Annotated in this window: 22 protein-coding genes; 5 read left to right on the top strand and 17 right to left on the bottom strand. The window is 32.1% G+C overall.

Features of this window, described 5'->3' with window-relative positions; translation table 11 throughout:
- Positions 1 to 301: 301 nt before the first annotated feature.
- From ACIQ16_RS07145 to ACIQ16_RS07080, 14 genes are all read right to left on the bottom strand, one after another.
- A complete protein-coding gene (locus ACIQ16_RS07145) occupies positions 302 to 1,021 on the bottom strand; it encodes a glycosyltransferase family 2 protein (RefSeq protein WP_396150042.1) in 720 nt (239 codons plus the stop codon).
- Positions 1,021 to 2,241, bottom strand: a complete 1,221-nt coding sequence (locus ACIQ16_RS07140; protein WP_396150040.1) for a glycosyltransferase — start codon at positions 2,239 to 2,241, stop codon at positions 1,021 to 1,023. The genes ACIQ16_RS07145 and ACIQ16_RS07140 overlap by 1 nt, the downstream gene beginning before the upstream one ends.
- Positions 2,241 to 2,888, bottom strand: coding sequence for a NeuD/PglB/VioB family sugar acetyltransferase (locus ACIQ16_RS07135; protein WP_396150038.1), 648 nt, complete (start codon positions 2,886 to 2,888; stop codon positions 2,241 to 2,243). Before ACIQ16_RS07135 ends, ACIQ16_RS07140 begins: the two co-directional genes overlap by 1 nt.
- 44 nt (positions 2,889 to 2,932) lie before the next feature.
- Complete coding sequence (locus ACIQ16_RS07130; RefSeq protein ID WP_396150036.1) at positions 2,933 to 4,033, bottom strand: DegT/DnrJ/EryC1/StrS family aminotransferase; 1,101 nt, start codon at positions 4,031 to 4,033, stop codon at positions 2,933 to 2,935.
- 18 nt (positions 4,034 to 4,051) lie between these two features.
- Positions 4,052 to 5,401, bottom strand: a complete 1,350-nt coding sequence (locus ACIQ16_RS07125) for an oligosaccharide flippase family protein (RefSeq protein ID WP_396150034.1) — start codon at positions 5,399 to 5,401, stop codon at positions 4,052 to 4,054.
- Between the two features lie 10 nt (positions 5,402 to 5,411).
- Positions 5,412 to 5,699, bottom strand: coding sequence for a hypothetical protein (locus ACIQ16_RS07120; protein ID WP_396150032.1), 288 nt, complete (start codon positions 5,697 to 5,699; stop codon positions 5,412 to 5,414).
- Between the two features lie 3 nt (positions 5,700 to 5,702).
- Complete coding sequence (locus tag ACIQ16_RS07115; protein WP_396150030.1) at positions 5,703 to 6,557, bottom strand: NAD-dependent epimerase/dehydratase family protein; 855 nt, start codon at positions 6,555 to 6,557, stop codon at positions 5,703 to 5,705.
- 8 nt (positions 6,558 to 6,565) lie between these two features.
- Complete coding sequence (locus ACIQ16_RS07110; RefSeq protein WP_396150028.1) at positions 6,566 to 7,882, bottom strand: UDP-glucose dehydrogenase family protein; 1,317 nt, start codon at positions 7,880 to 7,882, stop codon at positions 6,566 to 6,568.
- Between the two features lie 2 nt (positions 7,883 to 7,884).
- A complete protein-coding gene (locus ACIQ16_RS07105; RefSeq protein WP_396150026.1) occupies positions 7,885 to 8,301 on the bottom strand; it encodes an adenylyltransferase/cytidyltransferase family protein in 417 nt (138 codons plus the stop codon).
- Between the two features lie 4 nt (positions 8,302 to 8,305).
- Positions 8,306 to 8,722: an adenylyltransferase/cytidyltransferase family protein gene (locus ACIQ16_RS07100; RefSeq protein ID WP_396150024.1), complete on the bottom strand. Its 417-nt coding sequence runs from the start codon at positions 8,720 to 8,722 to the stop codon at positions 8,306 to 8,308.
- Between the two features lie 178 nt (positions 8,723 to 8,900).
- A complete protein-coding gene (locus tag ACIQ16_RS07095; protein WP_396150022.1) occupies positions 8,901 to 9,962 on the bottom strand; it encodes a Wzz/FepE/Etk N-terminal domain-containing protein in 1,062 nt (353 codons plus the stop codon).
- Positions 9,963 to 10,288: 326 nt separating this feature from the next.
- On the bottom strand, positions 10,289 to 11,566 hold the full coding sequence (locus ACIQ16_RS07090; RefSeq protein ID WP_396150020.1) for a nucleotide sugar dehydrogenase: 1,278 nt from the start codon (positions 11,564 to 11,566) through the stop codon (positions 10,289 to 10,291).
- Positions 11,567 to 11,829: 263 nt separating this feature from the next.
- Positions 11,830 to 12,336, bottom strand: coding sequence for an ArsR family transcriptional regulator (locus ACIQ16_RS07085; RefSeq protein ID WP_396150018.1), 507 nt, complete (start codon positions 12,334 to 12,336; stop codon positions 11,830 to 11,832).
- 57 nt (positions 12,337 to 12,393) lie between these two features.
- Positions 12,394 to 12,693 carry a hypothetical protein gene (locus tag ACIQ16_RS07080; protein ID WP_396150016.1) on the bottom strand — a complete coding sequence of 100 codons (300 nt, stop codon included), beginning with the start codon at positions 12,691 to 12,693 and terminating at the stop codon, positions 12,394 to 12,396.
- A gap of 213 nt (positions 12,694 to 12,906) precedes the next feature.
- On the opposite strand from ACIQ16_RS07080, the gene ACIQ16_RS07075 reads away from it, so the two are divergent.
- Together ACIQ16_RS07075 and ACIQ16_RS07070 are read left to right on the top strand one after the other, a co-directional pair.
- Positions 12,907 to 13,836: a WYL domain-containing protein gene (locus ACIQ16_RS07075; RefSeq protein WP_396150014.1), complete on the top strand. Its 930-nt coding sequence runs from the start codon at positions 12,907 to 12,909 to the stop codon at positions 13,834 to 13,836.
- A 109-nt stretch (positions 13,837 to 13,945) separates the two neighbouring features.
- Positions 13,946 to 16,237, top strand: coding sequence for an SLBB domain-containing protein (locus ACIQ16_RS07070; RefSeq protein WP_396150012.1), 2,292 nt, complete (start codon positions 13,946 to 13,948; stop codon positions 16,235 to 16,237).
- 80 nt (positions 16,238 to 16,317) lie between these two features.
- Here ACIQ16_RS07070 and ACIQ16_RS07065 read toward each other — a convergent pair whose 3' ends face one another.
- Together ACIQ16_RS07065 and ACIQ16_RS07060 are read right to left on the bottom strand one after the other, a co-directional pair.
- Complete coding sequence (locus tag ACIQ16_RS07065) at positions 16,318 to 17,226, bottom strand: NAD-dependent epimerase/dehydratase family protein (protein ID WP_396150010.1); 909 nt, start codon at positions 17,224 to 17,226, stop codon at positions 16,318 to 16,320.
- 189 nt (positions 17,227 to 17,415) lie between these two features.
- Positions 17,416 to 17,874 (bottom strand): UpxY family transcription antiterminator, encoded by a 459-nt coding sequence (locus ACIQ16_RS07060; protein WP_396150008.1) that lies wholly within the window; start codon positions 17,872 to 17,874, stop codon positions 17,416 to 17,418.
- Positions 17,875 to 18,070: 196 nt separating this feature from the next.
- On the opposite strand from ACIQ16_RS07060, the gene ACIQ16_RS07055 reads away from it, so the two are divergent.
- Both ACIQ16_RS07055 and ACIQ16_RS07050 read left to right on the top strand, forming a co-directional pair.
- The gene (locus ACIQ16_RS07055) at positions 18,071 to 18,940 is read left to right on the top strand and encodes an aldo/keto reductase family oxidoreductase (protein ID WP_396150006.1); all 870 of its coding nucleotides are present in this window, start codon (positions 18,071 to 18,073) and stop codon (positions 18,938 to 18,940) included.
- 226 nt (positions 18,941 to 19,166) lie between these two features.
- Positions 19,167 to 20,297 (top strand): ATP-binding protein, encoded by a 1,131-nt coding sequence (locus tag ACIQ16_RS07050; RefSeq protein WP_396150004.1) that lies wholly within the window; start codon positions 19,167 to 19,169, stop codon positions 20,295 to 20,297.
- Here the strand turns inward: ACIQ16_RS07050 and ACIQ16_RS07045 are convergent.
- Positions 20,294 to 20,968, bottom strand: a complete 675-nt coding sequence (locus ACIQ16_RS07045) for an SCO family protein (protein WP_396150002.1) — start codon at positions 20,966 to 20,968, stop codon at positions 20,294 to 20,296. The two genes, ACIQ16_RS07050 and ACIQ16_RS07045, sit on opposite strands and share 4 nt — an antisense overlap.
- 145 nt (positions 20,969 to 21,113) lie before the next feature.
- Between ACIQ16_RS07045 and ACIQ16_RS07040 the strand changes: the two genes are divergently transcribed.
- Positions 21,114 to 23,222 carry a M13 family metallopeptidase gene (locus ACIQ16_RS07040; RefSeq protein ID WP_396150000.1) on the top strand — a complete coding sequence of 703 codons (2,109 nt, stop codon included), beginning with the start codon at positions 21,114 to 21,116 and terminating at the stop codon, positions 23,220 to 23,222.
- The last annotated feature ends 119 nt before the right edge of the window (positions 23,223 to 23,341 follow it).

The following is a 23,341-nucleotide window of genomic DNA, read 5'->3' as shown; positions in this document are numbered from 1 at the left end:
GTTTTAAAATTTTCCTTTTTTTTATTAGATATTTTCTGTTTAAAAGTAAATATCCCGAGAATAAAACTAAATTGAGTTAAATTATAACTCATAAACAAATAGAAGGATATATTAGAAGTAAAATACAATAAATAAACAACAGTTGAACAAAAAACTGAAGAAATAACTGCTAAAAAATAAGGGTCTAAAATTGACTTTACTAGAGATCGAAAAATTATATAATGTATGAAAACAGAAAAAAATAAAAGACTAATAAAAAGGCCAATATTATTTAAAGCTATATCATAAAATTCGTAATTATTCATAATAAACGGAGGGTTTTAGATATTTTACTCCTATAAATCCTGTATAAATAAATCCAATATGGAAAATTATTTTTAATAATTTCAAACCTATCCCTTTCAAAACAAAAATCTAAAATGTTAGAACCCGATGACCCTTCATCATTAAATAATGCTACAGTGATTGGCATATAGACAAATGAATAAGAAGAATTACCATATAATTTTAGGTTCAATTCATAATCTGCAAATATTTTATACTTGGTATCAAAACTATATTTGTTAAAAATTTCTCTAGGGTAAAAAATGCTTTGGTGACTAATGTTTCTAGTTGCAATTTTTAAAGCGCTAAACTTCCCATCATATATAACATTCCTTGTTTTAAATAGTACATTGCCATAATATATTTTATTCTTATCTATTAATTTACTACATATATTGTTTAAAACAGAATTGCTATATAACAAATCATCGCCCCCTAAAAAATACACATAGTCCCCTTTTGCTATCTTAATACCTTTATTCATAGCATCATAAATCCCTTTATCTGGTTCAGAAATCCATAATGTGATTTTATCTTGGTATTTTTTGATGATTTCTATTGTACCATCGGTCGATCCACCATCAATGATAATAAATTCAAAGTCTTCAAAATCTTGATTAATAACGCTGAGTATAGTTTCTTCTAAAGTTGCTACAGCATTATATACAACCGTTATAACAGATATTTTTGGCAACATTAATTTACTATTTTATTATCATTAAAAATGTTTAAAATTTCAGTTCCTAATTTCACTAGTGACTTATTGTTTTTTGCAATAAGCTCTTGGGGTGAATATTGTTTTTTTGGGCTTTCAAATACCATTTTCATTTTTTCTGCCAAATCTTCTGGAGAACCTGTTTTAAAAAAGGTTACTGTTTCGTCATCTAATTCCTTATTTACTGGGATATCAGATACAATTGATGGTATGCCAAAAGCAACGGATTCATAAACAGCACCTCCTCCAGGTCCGCCTTCGAACAAAGTCGGTTGTATTACCGCAACACTATTTTTTAATATCTGTAATTGGTCATTTTTAGGAATGTACCCAAGGATAAAAATTTTTTCGGCTAAACCAAACTCATTTATAAGGTCTTTTATTTCATCAAAATAATTTGGAAAACGACTATCATGAGTTTGTCCGGTACATACTAAACCAATGTTTTTATTTTCTAAGCCATCTAAAAACAACTTAAAACCTTTAATTGCTGTAAAATGGTCTTTATGTCGCCAAAATTGATTTGATATCACAAAGTAATTTTTTGGCAAATTATATTTGGCTAAATTAACATTAAGCTCAAAAAACGCTGGGTTTAACACCGGGCAAAAAGGAAGGCTTACTACTTTTGCTATGGTTTTGCCAATAAAATGCTTAATATCTATTTTAACAGCTTTAGCATTAACAATAACGGTTTGTGCGGTATTTAGCATTGCAGCAAATTCTTTGTCTCTGGATGTTAGCTCTGCGGCTGGGAAAAACTGTGGATAATATTTATGCTGAAAGTCATATAAGTAACCAACCCAAGGTATAGGAAAATTATTGGGCAGCGGCGCAAATGCTGGAATGATAAAGTCTATTTTATTTTTAATTACCTGTTCTTTTAAATCTTTATCTAAATCATTATAATGGCAAATTACTATATTGGGATCAACTTCCTTAAAAGCTTTTATAATTTGTGGAATGTCAATTTCTTTTTGTATTACAAATTTACTGTTAAAACAGTTATTAAGTGCAATCTTGACGATGTTTTTAAATTTGGTTTTAAATTTTAGTCGCTTGGGGATTAAAATATACAATTTAACTTTTTTCGTGTTTTCTTCTGTATTTAATGTAGAGAGCCCCTTAATTATTAGTCTAATAAAGTCGACGCCACCACCCCATTTAACGAAGTGCTCTGTTAATATACCAACACTATGCATTATTTGATTCTTTTAACTGGCATACCAACATAAGTTCCGGCTTCTTCAATAGTTTTGTTAACTAAAGCACTAGCGCCAATTATAGAGTTTGCAGTGATTTCTACTTTTTCAAGTATGGCTGCACCTGTACCAATAAAAACATTAGTAGAAATTATTACATTACCAGATATTTGAACCCCAGGTGAAATTGTTGAAAAACTACCAATTTCACATTCGTGTCCAACCGTAGAATTTATATTAAGGTGTACAAAATCTCCGATTTCTATTTCAGTAGTAATCAAATTACCTGGGCAAATAATAGAGCCTTTACCTACTTTAACCGAACGTTTATCATAGATTACACTAGGATGTATAACGGTGGGAAATAAAGTAGTTTCACAATTAATCTTATTGTATATCTTTTCCTTCAAAGCAGGATGACCAACAGCTATAATACAATTGTGAATTTTACTTTTATGAAATGTATTAAAGTATTGGTTTTCAGATATAATCTGGATACCATTAATACTATTTCCTGCCTGATATTCAGAATCATTTACTACAAAAGCATAAATATCTAACTTAATTTTCGAATTACTATTAGACTCGAATATATAAAATTCAACTTCTTTTGCAAAGCCCGAAGCACCAAATATAAAGGTTTTCATATGAAAAAAATTAATAATGAATGGTTAGATTTTATTATAATCAATTATTTATTGGCAAAGAAGTTCTTTATTTCATTACAAATAAATTCGATTTCTTCTTGTTGTAGGCCTGGGTAACTAGGTAAGTTAAGACCTCTCCATCCAATGTTTTCAGCAACAGGATGGCGCTGGTACTGTGAAGAATACATAGGCATGGTATGTACTGGATAAAATAAAGGTCTAGTTTCTATGCCTTGATTTTCTAGGTGTTCTCTTAATGCATTTCTTTCTTTGGCATCATTAGTTAATATTGAGCACATCCAATACGAATGATATACGTTTTCGCCTACTTGATCATGAAAAACTACGGGGGTATTAGTCAACAACGAACGATATGTATCGGCTACTCTTTTCTTTTCATTTAGTACTTGCTCAATGTTTTCCAGTTGAGCTAAACCTATAGCAGCACATATATTTGTCATTCTATAGTTGTAACCAATAACATCATGCCAATATTGCCTGTGTTTGGCCAAACCTTGTCCTTTAAAGTGTACTGAACGATCATGTAAAGTTTCATCATTTGTAACAACCATTCCTCCTTCACCAGTTGTAATGGTTTTATTACCAAAAAAACTGAAGGTAGATATATCGCCAAATGTACCAACATGCTTACCTTTATACATAGTTCCAATGGCTTCGGCGCAATCCTCTATTAAAAAAATATTATGTTTTTTGCAAATCTCTACTAATGAGTCCATATCACAAGGATGACCATATAAATGTACAGCCATTACTGCTTTTGTTTTAGAAGTAATTTTTCTTTCAACATCAGCAGGGTCTATTTGCCAAGTATCCGGTAAAGAATCTACAAAAACAGGCGTTGCACCTGTATATGCTATTGCATTTACTGAAGCTATGTAGGTTAACGTAGGTACGATTACCTCGTCTCCCTCGCTAATACCTAGAGCTAATAGTGCTAAATGAATTGCAACTGTACCGTTAGAAACTGTTGCAGCATGTTTTACACCAACATATTCTGCAAAAGAGCTCTCAAATTGATTTACAAACTTTCCTTTTGAAGAAATCCATGTTGAATCTAAACATTCATTGACATATTTTTTTTCATTGCCATTTAAAGATGGCTGATATACAGGTATTTTATACATAGTAGTAATATTTACTAATTATTTATTCCAAATTCCTTTGGCTTTATTATTTATAATTTTTTTATATTGAAAAAAACCTAAAAAAGCGCCAAAACTTAGACTAAGTGAATTAGCCAAAGGTATTGATATGATATCTAGGTGCAAAACTTTTATAAAAAATATTGAAAGAAATATATTGATTACACCTACTAAAGGAGCAAATATCATTTGTAATCTTATCTTACCAATACCGTTTAAAAAGTTAGAAAATATTGAGCTCCAATTCATTATCGCTATGTATAAACATAACCAAACCGAGAGACTAATTGAAATTTTTACCTCATCACCCACCCACATTCTAAAAAATGAAGCAGATACTGCTATCATCAATACTGACGCTAATATACTAGCTAGAAAAAATTTTATTAATTTTTGAATTGAACTTTTTATCCAAGAAATTTCATTTTTAAAATATGCTTCGTTGAATGCTGTCCAATATGGAGTAAGTACAATTGAAAAAACAATTGCTAAAATACTGTAATACTTATAAGCTACGTTAAAATTAGTTACTTCTTTTGGCTCAAAAAACTGGGCAATGATAATGTTGTCGGTTTGGAAGATTATTACAACAACAATCTGTAGAACAAAAAATTGCCAACCCAAGCTCAAAATACCTCTAGACTGCTTAAAATTTACTTTTTCAAATGAAGGTTTAACATTTTTAAAACTGGTGTTAAACAAAAATAAACTAGAAATAACACTTATTAAAAAGGGGATTAAAGAAAGGCAAATTGCTAATAAAACCACATTTGGCGCAGTAGTCTTTGTTAAAATCCAAACCGATAAGGTAATTCCTAAATTACTTAGAAAAAGCAAGAATGAACTAACTGCCACCATTTGAAATGCCGCTGCAACTACATTGATGATATCTGCAACAAATTTTAATAAAAATAAAATGGCAACAATGCTTACCATGTTACGTAATATATTTTCAGGTATAAAAGGAGAATTAAAAACAGATTGCCAATTTACAAGTTGATGAAATATCAGATAGATGCAAACTAAACCAATTGCTATTAAGCCAATTATTACGTAAGTTGTACTAACATACATTTTGCCTTGAGCATAGTTTTTTGCAGCTAAGCTTTCTGATAATTTGTTTTTTAAGCCATTTGAAATTCCAATATCGAGCATTGCAATCCAACCTACTAACGAAGATAAAGTTAACCAAACTCCATAGATATCTGGTTTAATATAATTTATCGTTAGTGGTACTAATATAAAAGACAAAAAAATGCTAGCTCCTCGAAAAAATAACGATAAGAAAGTATTCAAATTTGTTTTCTGAGTTCTATTAGAACTGTATTTTTTCAAATATCTACCTATCATTTAATTTAATTTAATCATCTGACAACCAGCTTGAAGAATGTATTATAACACCTAAGTAATCTACCAACTCTATCTTTAATTGATTACAAATTGGTACTTCTTGGATAGAGTTGTTGTTTTGGTCACCACCATTTACAATCTCAATATCTAACATTGCAATCCATCCTACTAAGAAATATAATACTATCGATTTACCCTGATCATCAGTTATGAGTAAAAATACTTTAAGTCCTTTAAGTTTACCTAAACCATCGATAATTTTATTTATAAAGCTATTAAAATATTTATTATTATTCAATTCTTATTTTTTTATAATTTCAATCCATTTTTCAATACTAATTAAAGGTTTCCATTCTAATAATTCTTCAGTGTCTGAAAAGAACTCTTCACTTGTAAATCGTTCGCCTCTCCTTTCTTCTATTAAAGTCCAATCACCGAACATTTGGGCTAATTCTATAATGGTTACGTTTTTCCCAGACCTTAAATGCCATTCATTATTTAAATTTTTATTTTCTATTGCAATTAAACCCGAAACAATATCTGTTACATGTGTAAAATCCCTTGATTGAGTTCCGGGTTTTACTACGGTCAATTTTTCATTGTTTTTAAATTGTCTCTCAAAAATAGCCACTACAGTTGCATAATTACCTTCATAAATTTGTTTCGGGCCGTATACATTAAAAAAGTAACTTATTTCATATTGTAACCCAAACCATGCATTGTAATTTTTAAGTAATTCTACCATTTTTGCTTTCATCCAAGCATAAGGAGATAAATTCTCATCTTTACCATTATTTCCAAATTTTGAAGAAGAAGCTGAATATATGATTTTAGCATTACATTTTTTCGCAAATTCAAATACTTTTGGGGTACCTCTCAAAATTGATTCAGAAACAAAATTTATATCATCAAATGAATGAACAATACGTGAATATTCTCCAAAATGATAAATTATATCAAAATCATTACTTTCAAAAATCTTATCTATTTCCCATGTAAATCCTTCCACATAATTAACACCATCTATATGATTTTCTTTTTTCCCGGTAAAATAACAATCTAACGAGGTTACTATATTATTTTTATCTTTTATTAATTCTTCAATTAAATTTGTCCCTACAAAACCAGCGCCACCAGTTACTAATATTTTCTTCATTATAATTTTTATTTTGTACCTATTCCATAATGTTCGAATCCTAATTCATTCAATTCTTTGGTATCATAAATATTTCTACCATCAAATACTATTGGATTTATTAATGCTATTTTAATTTTTTCAAAATTAGGGGACCTGAAATCAGCCCATTCGGTAACTATCAATAAGGCATCTGAATTTTCTAAAGCCTCATATTCAGTTTTGGAATATTCAATTATATCTCCAATACTATGTCTAGTCTCAGGCATTGCAATAGGATCATACGCTTTTACCTTACCTCCTGCGTTTAAAATTTTATCAATAATAACCAATGAGGGTGCTTCTCGCATATCATCTGTATTAGGTTTAAATGACAATCCCCAGATAGCAAAAGTTTTTCCTGCAATATTTCCTTGAAAACGATTCATCAATTTTTCAAATAAAACTGATTTTTGTTTTTCATTTACTGCTTCAACAGCTTCCAAAATTTGCATTTGATAACCATTTGAAGCAGCTGTTTTTATTAATGCTTTTACATCTTTAGGAAAACAAGAACCTCCGTATCCAATTCCTGGATAGATAAATTTATTTCCTATTCTAGCATCGCTGCCTATTCCTTTGCGAACCATATTGACATCAGCACCCACAATTTCACATAAATTAGCGATATCGTTCATGAAACTAATTTTTGTAGCCAACATACTATTAGCAGCATATTTAGTCATTTCCGCACTTGGTACGTCCATAAAAATAATGGGATGACCGTTTAATAAGAAAGGTTTGTATAATTTTCGCATAACCTCTTCTGCTTTCAGAGAGGAAACTCCCACCACAATACGATCGGGTTTTAAGAAATCATCAATGGCTGCACCTTCTTTTAAGAATTCGGGATTAGAAGCGACATCAAATGTAATATCCAATTGTCTTTTTTCTAATTCTTGTTGTATCGCCAATTGTACTTTTTCAGCAGTTCCTACTGGAACTGTGCTTTTGGTAACAATTACACCATAACTATTCATATGCTGTCCAATTTCTTGAGCTACACCAATAACGTATTTTAAATCAGCACTACCGTCTTCTCCTGGTGGTGTGCCTACCGCAATGAAAGCTACATCTGCTCCTTTGATACTCTCAGCTAAAGAAGTGGAAAATTGCAATCTTCCCTTTGATACATTTTTAGTTACCAAAGTTTCTAAACCTGGTTCAAAAATTGGGATTATTCCCTTATTTAAATTTTCTATTTTTGTGTGGTCAATATCCACACAGATTACGTCGATTCCAACCTCAGCAAAACAAGTCCCGGTAACTAAACCTACATAACCAGTTCCAACTACAACTATTTTCATTATTATTTTTTTTGCTTAATTAAAACTTCTTTTCTCAAACCACTACTTGAAAAACGATGATTACGTTTATTAAAATACAGTTCAATTCCGTTTTCTTCACAGAATGCTCTACCTGTAAATGTTTTATCTTTGTATTCTTCACCCACAATTCGCACATCAATTTTAAAGGCACGTAATATATCTTCTAAATCTTGTTCGGTAGCATAGGGTACAATCTCATCAACATGTTTACATGCTTTCAATTGTATGTATCGTTCCACAACTGTTTGAACGGGTTTGTTTTTTTCAGGGCGGTCAATCGTTGGATCTGTTTGTAAGCCACAAATTAAGTATTCGCATTTTCGCTTGGCTTCTTCGAGCATTTTTACATGTCCGGCATGTAATAAATCAAAAGCGCTAAAGGTAATTCCTACTTTCATATATTTATTTCAACAACCAACTTGATGATTGAATTTTGTCCCCTAACCCATCTAGTAATGTTATTCCTAATTTTTCACAAACTGGTACTTCGGGTATGGAGTTATTGTTTTGGTCGCCACCATTGGCAAAAGCCAATTGGTAGTCATGATGTAATAGTTCGTGTATATGTTGTATGGTAGCGCAAACGGTGCGGTCTTCGTCTATAGAAAGGAACACTTGGTCTACACTTTTAATGTTAGACACGATAAACACACGTTCGTCTTCTTGTTGAAACTCTTTACTGCCTTTCAAGGCACGTTGTTTGTCGTTATTGACAATTACAATAAGATATTCGCCTAATGCTTTGGCATTATTGAAGTATTCAATATGGCCTTTGTGGATGGGGTTGAAATACCCGGAGACTATGATGGCTTTTTTCATGTTTATATTAATTGCGGATTTGCAGATTTGCGGATATGCGGATTTGCGTTTATGCGAATTTGCAGATTTGCGAATTTGCGGATATGCGTATATGCAGATTTGCGGATGTGCAGATTTGCGGATTTGCAGATTTGCAGATAAACTAATTGGCACATTGTCTAATTGACTAATTGGCACATTAAAGACTTAACTCTTTAAAAATCCTTCTCACAATCAATCCTAAAATAGTTAAAAACCCAGCTAATATTCCGCCTAATACAATTCCTTTTGCTTTTCCGAATTTTTCCTTTGGTAATGGTAAAATGGGTTGGTCAATAACTTGTATTAATGGGGTTTCTTTACGAAGGGTTACTTTGGCTAACTCGGCTTGTTTTACGATTTCGGTTAAAATGGCGGTGTTGGCTTGCACGTCTACTTGTCGTCTGGCTGAGGGTACGCGTTTTACGTTTAGTGCTGGGTTGAGTCCGAACGTATTGTCGTTGGCTACGGCAACTCCGGTAATGGCACCATTAAGTTCCCCACGAATGGAATCCGTTTGACGTACTAAGATATCCATGTTTTCCTTCGCGCGTTTGCTTTTCGTTTCGATGTAAAAATCAGTAACCGTTTTGGTTAATGCTAAAGTAAATTGCTGTGCAAAGTATTCGTTAGTGCCTTTTAAAGTGATGGTTCCAATGGCTACTTTTTTATCTTTTTGGTCTACCGTTAAAGCGTTTTTAGATAAATCGTTATAAATTACTCCAAAAATACTGTCTTGAATTCTAGTGAATTTGGCTCTATCTGTATTAGGCAAGAATTTTATAACCTTCAACTTTGGCTTTTTTTCCCATTTTTCACGCCATTTTTTATCTTTGATGTACATTTCGGCCAAGGAAATGGTTTTGTTGTTTTGGGTTACAGGTGCTAATAAGGTTTGTTCTACCATGGCACGCGATTTGAAGAGCTCTATTAAGTTGGCTCCAGCAAAGGCTCCGCTGTTCCCACTTGCTCCGCCAATGTCGAATCCAAACGAACTGGCCAAACTTCCTAATCCACCTCCTGCGGCTTTTCCGTCTTCTAAGGCATAAGTTAGTGAGGCGGTATACACTGGTTTTTTATAAAACGAGTAGCCTAATCCTAATAAGGCTCCAATACTTCCTGCTAAAACAATCATTTTCCATTGAGAAAGAAGGTAGGTGTACCATTCTTTGGCTTTAAGCAAAAGTTCTTTTAGGGTGATTTCGTCGTTTGGTGTTTCCATATTTTTGGGTATTAGGTGAAAGGTTTATTTAATTGAAAATTGATAGTTGACAATTGATAATTATGAATTTTCACTTATTTAATCTGCTTTTTTTCTAATTTTTTTATTTTCACCGCAAAGTTCGCAAGGATTTCGCAAAGGACGCAGTGAATGGTTGGTTGTTATGTCTGTTGACTTCGAGTGCCTCAGTCAGCAGTCAGTTGGCTGATGTGCTATTTGTTGACTGAGGCTCTTGTTGTTGACTGAGGCTCTCGAAGGCAACAATTGATTTAATTATAATAAATAATGAATTGGCACATTGACTCATCGGCTAATTGACACATTGCCTATAATCTCCAATAATTTTTGAAGTCCTTTTTATTTAGGACGCCTTTGATGTCGTATAAATATACAGGTCCGTTGGATAATTTTTCGAAATCTGATGGTGTCATGTTGCGATAGGTTTTGTGCCCTACCGCTAAAACTATGCTGTCGTATTTTCCTATTGGGTTGGGTTGTAGACTTACATTATAATGTTCTTTCAATTCTAATGGGTTTGCATTTGGATCGATAACATCAACTGCAACAGAATAATCTTTTAATTCTTTGATTAAATCAATTACCTTTGAATTACGAATGTCAGATACTTCTTCTTTAAAGGTAATTCCCATCACCAACACACGGGATTTTCCTGGGTTTTTGTCTTGCTCGATAAGTGTTTGAACCACTTTTTTAGCAATAAACGTGGGAATAAAATCATTTACTCTTCGCCCTGCGGCAATGACTTGAGGGTCGATTCCGATTTTCTTCGCTTTGTGCATTAAATAAAACGGATCGACACTAATACAGTGGCCACCTACTAAACCTGGTTGGTATTTGTGAAAATTCCATTTTGTGCCTGCGGCTTCTATCACGGCTTGGGTATCAATGTTCATTTTATCGAATATGATGGCCAATTCGTTCATTAATGATATGTTGATGTCGCGTTGCGTGTTTTCTATTACTTTAGCTGCTTCTGCTACTTTTATTGTAGGGGCATGATGTAAACCTGCTTCGATAATGGAACCATATACGGCCGCAATTTTTTCAAGTGCTTCTGAACTGTTTCCTGAAACAATTTTCAAAATTTTAGTAACTGTTTTTACTTTGTCGCCCGGAACAATTCGTTCTGGACTGTAGCCAAAATCAAAATCGATTCCTGCTTTTAAACCACTGTGTTTTTCTAAAACGGGGACGCAATCTTCTTCTGTACAGCCAGGATAAACGGTTGATTCATATACTACAGTATCACCTTTTTTTAGTATTTTACCAATGCTTTTTGAAGCGCTTAATAAAGGATTAAGATTGGGCACTTTGTTTTTATCGATGTCGGTTGGTACTCCGATAATATGAAAATTGGCTTCTCGAGCTACTTCACTATCTGAGGTAAAAATAATGTTTGTGTTGGCAAACGCTTCGGCGCCTAACTCATTGGAAGGGTCGATGCCTTGCTTCATGAGTGCCACTCGTGATTCGTTGATGTCAAAACCAATAACTTTGAATTGCTTAGCAAATTCTAATGCTAAGGGCAATCCTACATAGCCAAGTCCTGTTACGGATAGTATGATGTTATTTTCGGGTTTCAAGGTTTTAGTTTGGTGTTAGTTTATCAGTTGACTTCGAGAGCCTCAGTCACCTGTTAGTTTACTTTGAGTGTTTTTTCAGTTATTCGTTGACTTCGAGTGCCTCAGTCAACGGATATAGTTAAAATTTGGTTACTAATTACTTTTTTCAATGACTTATCGGCTAATTGGCACATCGACTAATTGACTCATTAATTTCACAGCTTCGCCTGGTCAGTCCCATAATTGGGCTAACTGGCGGGTATTGAAAACCGAATTTGGTCTTCTTATTCTTGTTCGAAAACTAATAAACCATCGCCTTCATACTGTTTTGTGGTATGAAAAGTGATGGTTTTTTGAATTTCGTTTTCTATTTTTTCTTTTAATTGCTCTAAGTACTGCTGATGGATTATTCCTCCTTCAATAACTACTTCTAACAAACCCGAATCAATTCCTTTAGCGTAATCGCCAATCAAAAACACACGATGCACTTCTCCCATTCTACTCACGACTGCCTCTATAATGTCGTCTAAACCAATGTGTTTGCGAACAATTTGTTGCAATAATGAGAAATACGGATGTTGTTTGTTTGCGCGATAGAACACTTTAGATTCTTGCTCCTCACGAAGAATATAGCCTGCCTCAGAAAGGTTATTTAGCTCTTTTCGGATGGCATTAGTGTTCTCATGCATTTCTGTAGCCAAACCTCTTAAATACCCTTCATTAGCAGCATTAATGAAAAATTTCACCAGCAAGCGCAAACGGGTTTTTGAAGTTATTAAATTGGCTAACACAAATTTTATTTTTGAATAACAAAAGTACTCTTATTTTTAATACTAAAAAAGTTTTTTCTAAAAATTAGATTCTTTTTTTAAATGATTGTTTATTTTTTGTTGGGTTTTTATGCTTTTATTGAATTTATTTACATTTTGCTTTAATACATTTTTGTCTTCAATAGATAGCCTAATTTTTTTTATGGCTTGACTTTTGAAGGTTACTTTTAGATAATAGTTACGGTACCATTTTTTAGTAGCGCCAATTCGTTTTAAAAAATAATTATCTTTAAACTCAATTGCTGTTTTACTGATGGTTGGCCATAGTGGAATTGGTATATATTTTTTAAATATAACAAATACTTCTTCTTCTATCATTTTGTAAAATTGTGTAGTTTTAATTCTACAAAAATATTAAAAAAAAGAATGCCATTTCGGTTATGTTAGGCCATCTTTAGCCCATCTATGTTGTGTTTTATCATCTAAATCAACAAAACAACAGCAATTAACTTCAAATCAATATATTAAATGTTTTAGGAATGTGTTGTTTTCGTATAAAAAATTGTATTTTTGTCTTTATAGCGACAAAATATGACACATCAAACTAAAACAAACAGATTACGACTCGTTTATACTACATTAAAAATCCGGCCTTTTTCATTAAATGAATTAACTGTACTTTATGCGTCCTCGGGATATTTGAAAAGTAGGCGGCAAATTCAACGCGATTTGAAAGAAGTGGAGCTATTTTTTCAAGAAAAGGAAAGCATAAAGACCTTTTATGTATTAAAAGAAAAGTATTTTCATATTCAAAGCACATTGCCATCATTTGATGATTCCAATGAAGGTAATGCACTCCATTGTACAAGTTTTAATTTGCCGAAATCTAAGCCTGTTGAATCTTCAAAAAGAGCACTAATAAATGAAGCGATTTCCAAAAATAATATGTTGTTTATTCATGATTTAAAAAACGATGAAACAGGTGATAATTTTTCATTCAGCTCTAAGAAAATTCAAATTATTCCGGTATTAATGATTTTTCACAGAAACAATTATTACATTGGTGGCTATAATGTATCTCAAAACCAAGTCGTGATATATGGTATTCGTCAAATGGAAGGGATTACCATTCTTACCGAACCATGTAAAACCCAAGATTATTATAATTTAGTACGTAAAGAATTGGATTCAAGATTTGGTGTTACCAAAAATATTAATTCCAACATGTATACTATACAAATAGAAATTTCAAACGTATTGAGCGAATTTATTCAAAATCATACCTGGCATCATTCTCAGCAATTTGAAAAGAAAAAAGGAAAAACACTTTTAACTTTAACGTGTGGCATTAACAGAGAGCTTTTGGGCTGGTTATTACAGTGGATGTATAATATTAAAATTATTGAGCCGAAAATTTTAAGAACGTATTATGAAAAAGCCATAAAAGAAGTAATGGCTGTTCATAATGATAAGAAATCATTAGTTTATAAAAATATTTTTGAAACTACTGAGATGAATTGAATGCAAAAATTGCACATTTGACCTCAAAACAGAACACGATGCTTGTTTAGCAATTTTTTAAAACGTTGTTTTTTTCATACCTTTGCCACATAAATTTAATTCTTATATTATGAAGCGCATTTTTCTTGTTAGTTGTTTTACTTTGTTTACCCTTTTTTCTTTTGGACAAGAGTTTTTAAAAGGAAAGGATTTAAGTCAAATTAAAGCGGCACAATTTAGTGAAGCAGAGATTGCTCAAATTGGAAAAGAACTGAAAGCCAATCAAATGACTTTAGAACAAGCAGAACCTTTAGCGCTTGCAAAAGGAATGTCGGCTACTGAATTTACACTTTTAAAAACGAGAATTGAAAAGGCCAATTCAAATATTACTACTGAGAAAAAGAAAAAGAAAAACCCGCTAAAAACCATAGTAAAGGACACATTGCTTGTTAAAAATGATACTTTAACCGTTTTTGGTTCGGAGTTGTTTCGATCAAAAAATTTATCCTTTGAGCCCAATCAAAATATGCCGGCTTCTTCAAATTATATTTTAGGCCCCGGAGATGAATTAGATATTAGTGTATATGGGGTGCAGCAATTTAACTATTCTGGTACTATTTCTAAAAACGGCACGATTAACATTCCAAATGTTGGCGAAGTCTTTTTAAGCGGCCTTGCTTTTGAAGCTGCGAAAAATAAATTACAAAAACAAATTGGAAAAATATATAGCACGCTTGCTGGTAAGGGCAGTAAATTATCGGTTAGTGTCTCTAATTACCGAACCATTTCAGTAACTATTATTGGCGCCCTACAATCTGGAAACTACCAATTAAGTTCTATGAGTTCGTTATATAACGCATTGCACGTGGCTGGAGGCCCAAGCGACATAGGAAGTTATAGAAAAATTGAATTGATTAGAAATAATAAAATTATTCGCACAATAGATTTGTACCGTTTTTTAACAAAAGGGGATCAAAGTGATAATATTTCGCTTACAGATAATGACGTTATTCGTATTCCAAGTTATGAAGCCCGAGTTACGTTAGAAGGTGAAATAAAACGCCCTGGAATTTTTGAATTGGTGGCAGGTGAAAATTTAAAACAAATTATTTCATATGCTTCTGGATTTACAGAAAACGCTTATAAAAATAGAATTTTAGTAAAACAAAAAACCAATTCTGAATTAAAAGTAACCGATTTAAATGAATTGACTTTTGCTTCGTATCTTCCTCAAGCTGGCGATATGATAAGTGTCGATAAAATTTTAGATCGATATGAAAATCGTGTACAAATAAAAGGAGCAGTATATCGTCCGGGAGAATATAGTCTTCCAACCAGTGGCAGTATGACTATTAAAGATTTGTTGAAAAAAGCAGACGGCGTAACTGAAAATGTGTTTTTAGAAAAGGCTTCTTTAATCCGTCAGAAAAGCGATTTAACAAAAGAATACATCAGTTTTAATTTACAAAGCGCACTTAACGGAGAAGAAACTGCAAATATGACGCTTCAAAAAGAAGATGTAATTGTAGTTTTTTACAATCAAGAATTGTTAGATAGCTATAAGTTGTCTATAACTGGAGAGGTTCGTAAACAAGGAGACTTTACTTATGTTTCTGGAATGAGTTTGTATGATTTATTATTAGAATCTGAATTTTTTACTGATTTAGCAGCTAGTAATGTTACGGTATTTAGAAATAAAAAGGATGTTGTTTTTAACCCAAATGATAAAGAAAAAATAATCACTTTTAATCTTACGATTGATCCTAAAAACCCAAAACAAGCGGCCACATTTTTAATGGAACCACAAGATCAGGTAGTAGTTAGACGAATTGTAACCTTTGAAACCCCTCAAATGGTAAATGTTTCAGGTGAGGTTTTATACCCAGGAGGTTATGCAATCATAAAAAAGGACGAGCGTGTTTTAGATTTTATCAAGAGAGCAGGAGAAACTACTGATGAAGCAGATATTGAAGCTATCAACGTGATAAGAAATCAGTTAGTTATTCCAATTGATTGGAAATTAATATCTAAGAAACCAAATAGCACGAGCAATTTAATTATCCAAGTTAATGATTCTATCCGAATTCCCAATAAGAAGTCAACCGTACTTATTTCTGGTGGGGTAATGTTTGAAACGGAAGTGCCTTATCGAAATGGGAAAAATGTTAAATATTATATTAAAAATGCAGGTGGTGCTGCCGAAAAGGGTTGGATGAAAAAAGTATATGTAGTGCACGCTAATGGTTCGGCAAGTGCATCAGGTTCTTTTTTTGGAATTAGAAAATACCCGAAAGTTTTTGCAGGTAGTAAAATTATTGTACCTGAAAAACCTGAAAAAACAAAAATGAGCACAGGAGAAATTGTTGGGATAGCTAGTATATTAACAAGTTTAGCCGGAATTTTGTTAGCCGTATTAAAATAAGAAATTTTGCTATATATTAAAAAGGGGATTTATATAAATAAATCCCCTTTTTTGTTTGAATATTGTTGTTTGTAGCGCTATTATATCTTTATTGAGTCGTAATACTCAATTGTTTTTAGTACTGCGGTTTCTGTATCAAAAGGCATTTTATTAATCTCCAGCGCTACTTTTACTTTATTCCCATTAATGATTCTTGATTGAGAAATTTCTAAAAGTTTTTTAGAATTAAAATCCCATTTGAAAATGTCGCCAATTTTTGCAACAAGATTTAATGGTCCTTTAGGCACTTTAATAATTTTGGCTTTTTTGTCGAAAACATCAGCAATCCAATTAACCAATTGTGTAGTTATTATTGGCTCGTTATCTGCAACATTATAAATTCCTGAATTCACCATTGTTTTTTCAGAAATTTGAGCGATAATTTCCGTCAGGTTATCAATATAGCAAAACGATTGTTTCGTGTCAAAAACACCAAAAAACCAAGGAAACTTTTTACAAAAACTAAATGTATCGTGTAGCGTGCTTTTAGTTTCTCTCCCATAAACCGGAGCTACACGTAATATAATGGCTCTTTTTCCTTCAGGTAAAACTTGCTTCGATATAAACTGTTCCGCATCAAATTTAGATTGAAGAAAAGGATTTGTAGGATTTACTTTGGCTTTTTCTGTTACTTCCGAAATTTGTTTGTCAATTAATTCCGTAGTGCTTAAAAAGATGAACGTTTTAGCATTTGAACTTAAAAAATATCTAAATAATTTGGTTGTTAATTCGGTATTAACTCTAAAATATTCTTCGTCAAAAGCGCTGTCTTGCGGATTTAAATTTATTGCCGCTAAATGGATGATTGTTTCCGTTTCTAAAGGCATCATTTTGTGCCAATTTTGAAATCGGAGCGAAATAGATTTGTTTTTTTTAGATTTTGAATTAAAATATTTAGTAAGGTTTTGTCCGATATATCCAGTAGTCCCTGTTAATACAATTAGGCTCATAATTAATTTTTCATTAAGAGCGCTAAAATACAAATAAAATAAATTAAAATTTAATTTTAGTGGTAAATTAATTTTCTTCTTTTTCTATAAAATTCTGTTTATCAGTAATTTATATTTAAAATTATCAAAGAATATTAAGGTGTATTTAATATAATAATACAATTATAAATTTAAGAAAAGAAAAGAATTTTAAAGGTCCAAAACCAATCGGATTCCTAACGATTTTAGTATTAAAGTTACTTTGTTTGTTGATACTTTATCCACTATAGCTTTTTGATTTTTAAATGGCCCTTCATTAATTTGAATTTCCGTATTGGGCGTCCAGGTTTCTATAGCTACTTTAACTACAGGCGCTGCCAATTGTGTTTTTAAGGCCTCTATTTCTGAAGGTTTAATTATTGCGGGTTTGCCCAACCAAAAAACGTATTGTACCACGCCATTTATTTGAAAAACGTCTTTTCTATTGGCTTCTGCAATTTTTACAAATATATAAGAAGGAATCAATGGGGTTTCAACCATTTTTTTTCGATCAGACCATTGTTTGAGGGTGGTTACTATCGGACAATATACCTCTATACCAATAGCAGCAAGGTTTTCAGCCACCTTTTTTTCATTACGTGGTTTTGTATATATAGCGTACCATTCCATTTTATAGAGATTTAATATAAAAAAGCACCTTACTGATGCTTTTGATTTTTTTTGACACCGCAAAGATACAGATTAACTGAAAAAATCAAGAACAATTTTAATTGTTGTTGTTAATTGTCCGTTAAATTATATGTAAATAACGCTATCTTTATCAATAATTAGGAAATACTTTTTATTTTTATAAAAAATATCGAAAATGTCTATTCATAAATCATCTATTATTGCCGGCACAATGAATTGGGGCAAATGGGGAAGAAAATTTAACATTTCTGCTATTCAAGAACGTATCGAAACTTTCTTAACTGAAGATATAACCACTTTTGACCACGCTGATATTTATGGCGGTTACACCACAGAGGCTGATTTTGGAACTGCTTGGGCTGAAATGAATATTGATAGAAAAGAAGTAAAATTTATCACTAAATGTGGTATAAAATATGTTTGTGAGGAACGAGAGTATAGCATTAAACATTATGATTATACAAAAGAACATGTTATTTGGAGCGTAGAAAATTCATTAAAGAATTTACAAACCGAATATATTGATGTGCTGCTTTTACACAGACCGAGTCCGCTTATGGAAACTGAAGTAATTGCTGAAGCCATTACTGAGCTTAAAAATTCTGGAAAAATACGCGATTTTGGTTTGTCTAACTTTACGCCTTCACAAACCGATTTAATTAAAAAATATAATTCCGTAGCCTGTAATCAAATTCAGTTTTCCGCTTTGCATTTAGAACCTATGTTAAATGGCGAATTGGATTATATGTCGCTTCATAATATTCAACCCATGGCTTGGAATCCGCTAGGGTCTTTTTATAAAGAAGCTATTCCGCAAACCATTCGATTACGAGATTTGCTTCAAAAATTAACTGAAAAATATGGCGTTTCTGATGATTTGTTGCTTTTGGCTTGGGTTTTAAAACATCCTGCAAAGATTCAACCAGTAGTTGGAACCACACAAATGGATCGTATAAAAAACTTGAAAAAATTACACGGTTTTGAGTTGGAATTAGAAGATTGGTTTGCGATTTGGACTGAAAGTATTGGGACTAAAATTCCTTAAAAAATTAAACCATTAAGAAATTAAGTTTAATTAAGTCTAAATGGCGCTTAATTTCTTAATGGTAAAAAGTTAAAATGTTTATTAACTATTATAATATTTAAAAAGTGTTTTTTACATTTTCAAATTGAACGATATCAAAGAAGAATAAAATTTATTATAAAAAAAATCTTCTCCCTAAATTTATAAATATTCAGATTGATAACCATATTAATTTCATCATATAAAAATGATTAATAAACGGCTTTTAGTTAAGAATTTATTGGCTCATAATAACGAAAATAGTTTTTATGATAAAAAACGCCAATTAAATTTGCATACCAAAGAAGGAAAAGGAAAGTTTTTAAAACATATATGCGCCTTATCCAATTCCAACCCGTTTAATAATTCCTATATTGTAGTTGGTGTTGAAGATGATAATAATGAAATAGTTGGCGATGATTTTTTTGATGATAGCCGAATTCAAAATCTTGTAAATGCTTATTTGGAAAATCCTCCTAAAATTACTTATGACAACATCTCTTTCCCAAATTTACCAAAAGAAAGAGTGGTTGGTTTGGTTACAATTAAACCGAAAAATAAAATCTCTTTTTTTAAAAAAAATATTTACACGATTTTAATTAATAGTACTTTTATAAGAATAGGAAGTAACACCGTTCCTACTGAAGAAAAAATTGCGGTTTCAAAATCAAATGTAGCCACAGTTATTAGTATTGAAAATAATTCAAGAAATAGTATAGCGCTCACCCTTGAAAGTGTATTGGATTTTATTACAGTCAGACACAAAGATTTAGATAATCAATATCAAGTGTTTAAAGAGAATTTTGTGGTATGTTGGGCTGGAAAAAAACATATAGTTCGAAATGAAACGTATTATTCGCGAGTCGCTATTGAACTGATGAACGAACAAATTAAGCTATTTTATTCCAACCAAGATGAAGTAATTATTCAATATGATGATGATCGATTTACAATTACAGAATATGTAAAACTAGGTTTAAATGATGCCACTAGTTATTATCCATTAGAACGGTTAACCTTTTCTTTTTATGATAACGGCTATTATAAAATGCAAACCGAAATGCTTTTTGAACCACCGCAATACAATAAAAAACTACTTTTTCATATTTACAATTCTGTTAAGAACACCCTCGAGAAATTAGAAAAAAACAAAGCGGTTGTAGAAGAAGATGTTTTAAGAATTGCACCCACATTAATGATTTGTTATTTGAACGGATTTACAGATGCCAAACAAAAACTAATTGATGCCAAAAGTGTATTAAAAGCGTATCAAAATTCAATGGCTTTCTTAAGTTTTAAACATAGTTTGAGAATTTTAAGAAAGATGAAATACAATTAATCTTTCTCGCTCAAAAATTCTATATCTTCCACTAATTGAGTAAGGTTTTTTTCGCCTTTAACGGTTTTATCGATATTTAATCCGTTGTAAAACCCTCTAATTCTGCCTTTTTGATCTACTAAAACAAAATTTTCGGTATGCACCATATCGTACATTTCTTCAGGTTTACCTGTTTTTACAACCAAATACGATTGACGTGCAATTTTATAAATTTCTTTCTGATTTCCTGTAACTAAATTCCATTTTTCATCTATAACTCCTTTTTCTTTGGCGTATTTTTTCAATACCTCAACCGTGTCTTCATCTGGAAAAACAGAATGAGAAAGCAGTTTCACTTTCGGATTGTCTTTGATTTTGTTTTGCAACCAAACCATATTGTCGGTCATTTTTGGACAAATGGTTTGACAAGTCGTAAAAAAGAAATCCGCTACATAAATTTTACCGTAATAATCTTTATTTGTAATCTTTTTTCCGTTTTGATTGGTAAACGCAAATGGCGCTATTTTATGTTTGTAACCAATATGTTGCACCAATGAATCTACCAATTCCGGATTTACATCTCGAGGTGTAATTACGGGAAGCGTTTTTTGGTTTAATAATGTGTAAATGGATATAAAAATTACAACAAGTAACCCCAAAAAAAAGATGGATAGTTTTTTATATTTGAACATTTGAAGGCTATTTTTTTTACAAAAATAACACTATTTTTAATTATACAGAATGTATTTAAAGGTTCAATTTTAAAATAATTCTAGTTTTTTTAATAAATTTGTAATTCACATAACAATAAAAACCAACCTTTTAAAAAATTATAAAATGAAAAACAAAACCATACAAGCTAGTGTAGCAATTGCCTTAGTTGTGTTTTTTCAAAGTTGCTCTGTCACAATTGGAAAAGATGGACAACCAGGAAAAGACGGCTTATCTGGTGATGCCCTAGCGGCAAAATCAGAAAAATTCGGAATTCGTACCGAGTTTATGGATACTTCTGTAACGCCAAACGAAGATTTTTTTAGATATGTAAACGGAACTTGGTTGGATAAAACCGAAATTCCAGCCGACAGAACACGTTGGGGAAGTTTTGACGAGTTAAGAAAAAATACGGATGATGATGTAATGACTATTTTAAACGAAGCCGTTGCAAATAAAAACTTAGACCCAAAATCGGATCAAGCAAAAGCTGTAAATTTATACAAATCGATTTTAGATACCGTTTCTAGAAATAAATTAGGTATCACGCCTATTCAACCTTATTTAGAAAAAATAAATGCAGTAAAAAACAGCACTGATTTAATGAATCTTTTAGTTGAAACCAAAGCCGATGCTGGTTTAGGGTTTTTTGGTGCGTTTGTAGGTGCCGATGCTAAAAACAGCAACAAAAATGTAGTATATGTAGGAACTGGAAGTTTAGGTTTGCCTGATAAAGACTATTATATGTCTGACAAGCCTGACACGAAAGAAAAAAGAGAAAAGTACGTGTTACACATTGCTAAAATGTTTGGCTATTTAGGTATGGATCCAAAAACTGCTTCTGAAAAAGCAGCAAGGGTTTTGGCTTTCGAAATCTCTTTATCTGAACCAACTTTAGACCGAGTAGAAAGACGTGACCGCCGTAAAACATACAATCCGATGTCGGTTGCCGATTTACAAAAAATAGCGCCAAGCAACAATTGGTCTGCGTATTTTGAAAAATCTGGATTTAGTAAATTGGATTCTGTTGTGGTGTCTCAACCGAAATACTTAACCAAATTAGATGCTATTTTAAAAGAAAATAAAGTAGATGATTGGAAAGCGTATATGACTTGGACGCTTTTACGTTCAAATGCTGATGAATTAACGACCGAAATTGAAAAAACAGATTGGGATTTTTACAGCAAAACCTTATCTGGAGCTGTAAAACAAAGACCTGCTACGGAAAGAGCGTTAGCAACTGTAAACGGTGTTTTGGGTGAAGCTTTAGGAAAATTATATATTGAGAAAAAATTTCCCGCTGCAGCGAAAACAAAAGCAGAAGCTATGATTGCTAATGTGTTTAAAGCGTACGAAAATCGTATCAATAATTTACCTTGGATGACGCCTGCAACACGAGCAAATGCTATTGTAAAACTTAAAAAATTTAGAGTAAAAATTGGATATCCTGACACCTGGAAAGATTATAGTGCTTTACAAATAAAAAGTCCCGAACAAGGCGGAACACTTCACGAAAATTCTTTGGCCATCAGCCGTTGGAGTGCCAAAGAAAACGTTTCAAAACTTGGAAAACCAGTCAATAAAGAAGAATGGGGTATGTCGCCTCAAACGGTAAACGCTTATTATAGCCCAACCAATAACGAAATTGTGTTCCCTGCTGCTATCTTACAACCGCCTTTTTACGATTACAGAGCAGATGAAGCCGTAAACTATGGTGGAATTGGAGGCGTAATTGGTCACGAAATTTCTCACGGATTTGACGATTCAGGTTCAAGATACAACGCAGAAGGAAACTTAATTAACTGGTGGAGCGATGAAGATTTAAAACAATTTACCACGTTAGGAACGGCTTTAGCGGATCAGTATTCTGCTTTACAACCCTTGCCAGGAATTTATGTAGATGGTAAATTTACATTAGGAGAAAATATTGGCGATTTAGGTGGTGTAAACGCAGCGTATGACGGATTGCAAATTTACCTGAAAGAAAAAGGAAACCCTGGATTAATTGATGGTTTTACACCTGAACAACGTTTTTTCCTTTCTTGGTCTACCATTTGGAGAAGTAAAATGCGTGATGAAGCTATTAAAAACCAGGTAAAAACAGATACACACTCGCCAGGTCAATACAGAGCCTATGTGCCGCTTCAAAATATTGAATCTTTTTACAAGGCATTTAGTATAAAAGCAGGCGACAAAATGTATATTGCTCCAGAAAAAAGAGTTAAAATTTGGTAACAAGAAACTAAATTTTGTTCATCTGGACTTGTTTCAGTTTTTAAAAAAAGAAAAACCTGAAATTCTGAACTACATTTAGAATGACAGGTTTTTCTTTTTATACCGTTTCCTTTTTTATA

This window comes from Flavobacterium sp. (genome assembly GCF_044360715.1).
Taxonomy (GTDB): Bacteria; Bacteroidota; Bacteroidia; order Flavobacteriales; family Flavobacteriaceae; genus Flavobacterium.
Note: the sequence above shows the minus strand (reverse complement) of the source record. Positions and strands in the feature narration are given on the sequence as shown.

Bases quoted from the DNA above. Each gene is read 5' to 3' on its own strand.
- ACIQ16_RS07135 (WP_396150038.1), bottom strand. From the start codon at position 2,888: ATGAAAACCTTTATATTTGGTGCTTCGGGCTTTGCAAAAGAAGTTGAA.
- ACIQ16_RS07045 (WP_396150002.1), bottom strand. From the start codon at position 20,968: ATGTTCAAATATAAAAAACTATCCATCTTTTTTTTGGGGTTACTTGTT.
- ACIQ16_RS07080 (WP_396150016.1), bottom strand. From the start codon at position 12,693: ATGATAGAAGAAGAAGTATTTGTTATATTTAAAAAATATATACCAATT.
- ACIQ16_RS07065 (WP_396150010.1), bottom strand. From the start codon at position 17,226: ATGAGCCTAATTGTATTAACAGGGACTACTGGATATATCGGACAAAAC.
- ACIQ16_RS07140 (WP_396150040.1), bottom strand. From the start codon at position 2,241: ATGCATAGTGTTGGTATATTAACAGAGCACTTCGTTAAATGGGGTGGT.
- ACIQ16_RS07115 (WP_396150030.1), bottom strand. From the start codon at position 6,557: ATGAAGAAAATATTAGTAACTGGTGGCGCTGGTTTTGTAGGGACAAAT.
- ACIQ16_RS07050 (WP_396150004.1), top strand. From the start codon at position 19,167: ATGATTAATAAACGGCTTTTAGTTAAGAATTTATTGGCTCATAATAAC.
- ACIQ16_RS07055 (WP_396150006.1), top strand. From the start codon at position 18,071: ATGTCTATTCATAAATCATCTATTATTGCCGGCACAATGAATTGGGGC.
- ACIQ16_RS07095 (WP_396150022.1), bottom strand. From the start codon at position 9,962: ATGGAAACACCAAACGACGAAATCACCCTAAAAGAACTTTTGCTTAAA.
- ACIQ16_RS07105 (WP_396150026.1), bottom strand. From the start codon at position 8,301: ATGAAAGTAGGAATTACCTTTAGCGCTTTTGATTTATTACATGCCGGA.
- ACIQ16_RS07145 (WP_396150042.1), bottom strand. From the start codon at position 1,021: ATGTTGCCAAAAATATCTGTTATAACGGTTGTATATAATGCTGTAGCA.
- ACIQ16_RS07070 (WP_396150012.1), top strand. From the start codon at position 13,946: ATGAAGCGCATTTTTCTTGTTAGTTGTTTTACTTTGTTTACCCTTTTT.
- ACIQ16_RS07125 (WP_396150034.1), bottom strand. From the start codon at position 5,401: ATGATAGGTAGATATTTGAAAAAATACAGTTCTAATAGAACTCAGAAA.
- ACIQ16_RS07100 (WP_396150024.1), bottom strand. From the start codon at position 8,722: ATGAAAAAAGCCATCATAGTCTCCGGGTATTTCAACCCCATCCACAAA.
- ACIQ16_RS07040 (WP_396150000.1), top strand. From the start codon at position 21,114: ATGAAAAACAAAACCATACAAGCTAGTGTAGCAATTGCCTTAGTTGTG.
- ACIQ16_RS07130 (WP_396150036.1), bottom strand. From the start codon at position 4,033: ATGTATAAAATACCTGTATATCAGCCATCTTTAAATGGCAATGAAAAA.
- ACIQ16_RS07060 (WP_396150008.1), bottom strand. From the start codon at position 17,874: ATGGAATGGTACGCTATATATACAAAACCACGTAATGAAAAAAAGGTG.
- ACIQ16_RS07075 (WP_396150014.1), top strand. From the start codon at position 12,907: ATGACACATCAAACTAAAACAAACAGATTACGACTCGTTTATACTACA.
- ACIQ16_RS07110 (WP_396150028.1), bottom strand. From the start codon at position 7,882: ATGAAAATAGTTGTAGTTGGAACTGGTTATGTAGGTTTAGTTACCGGG.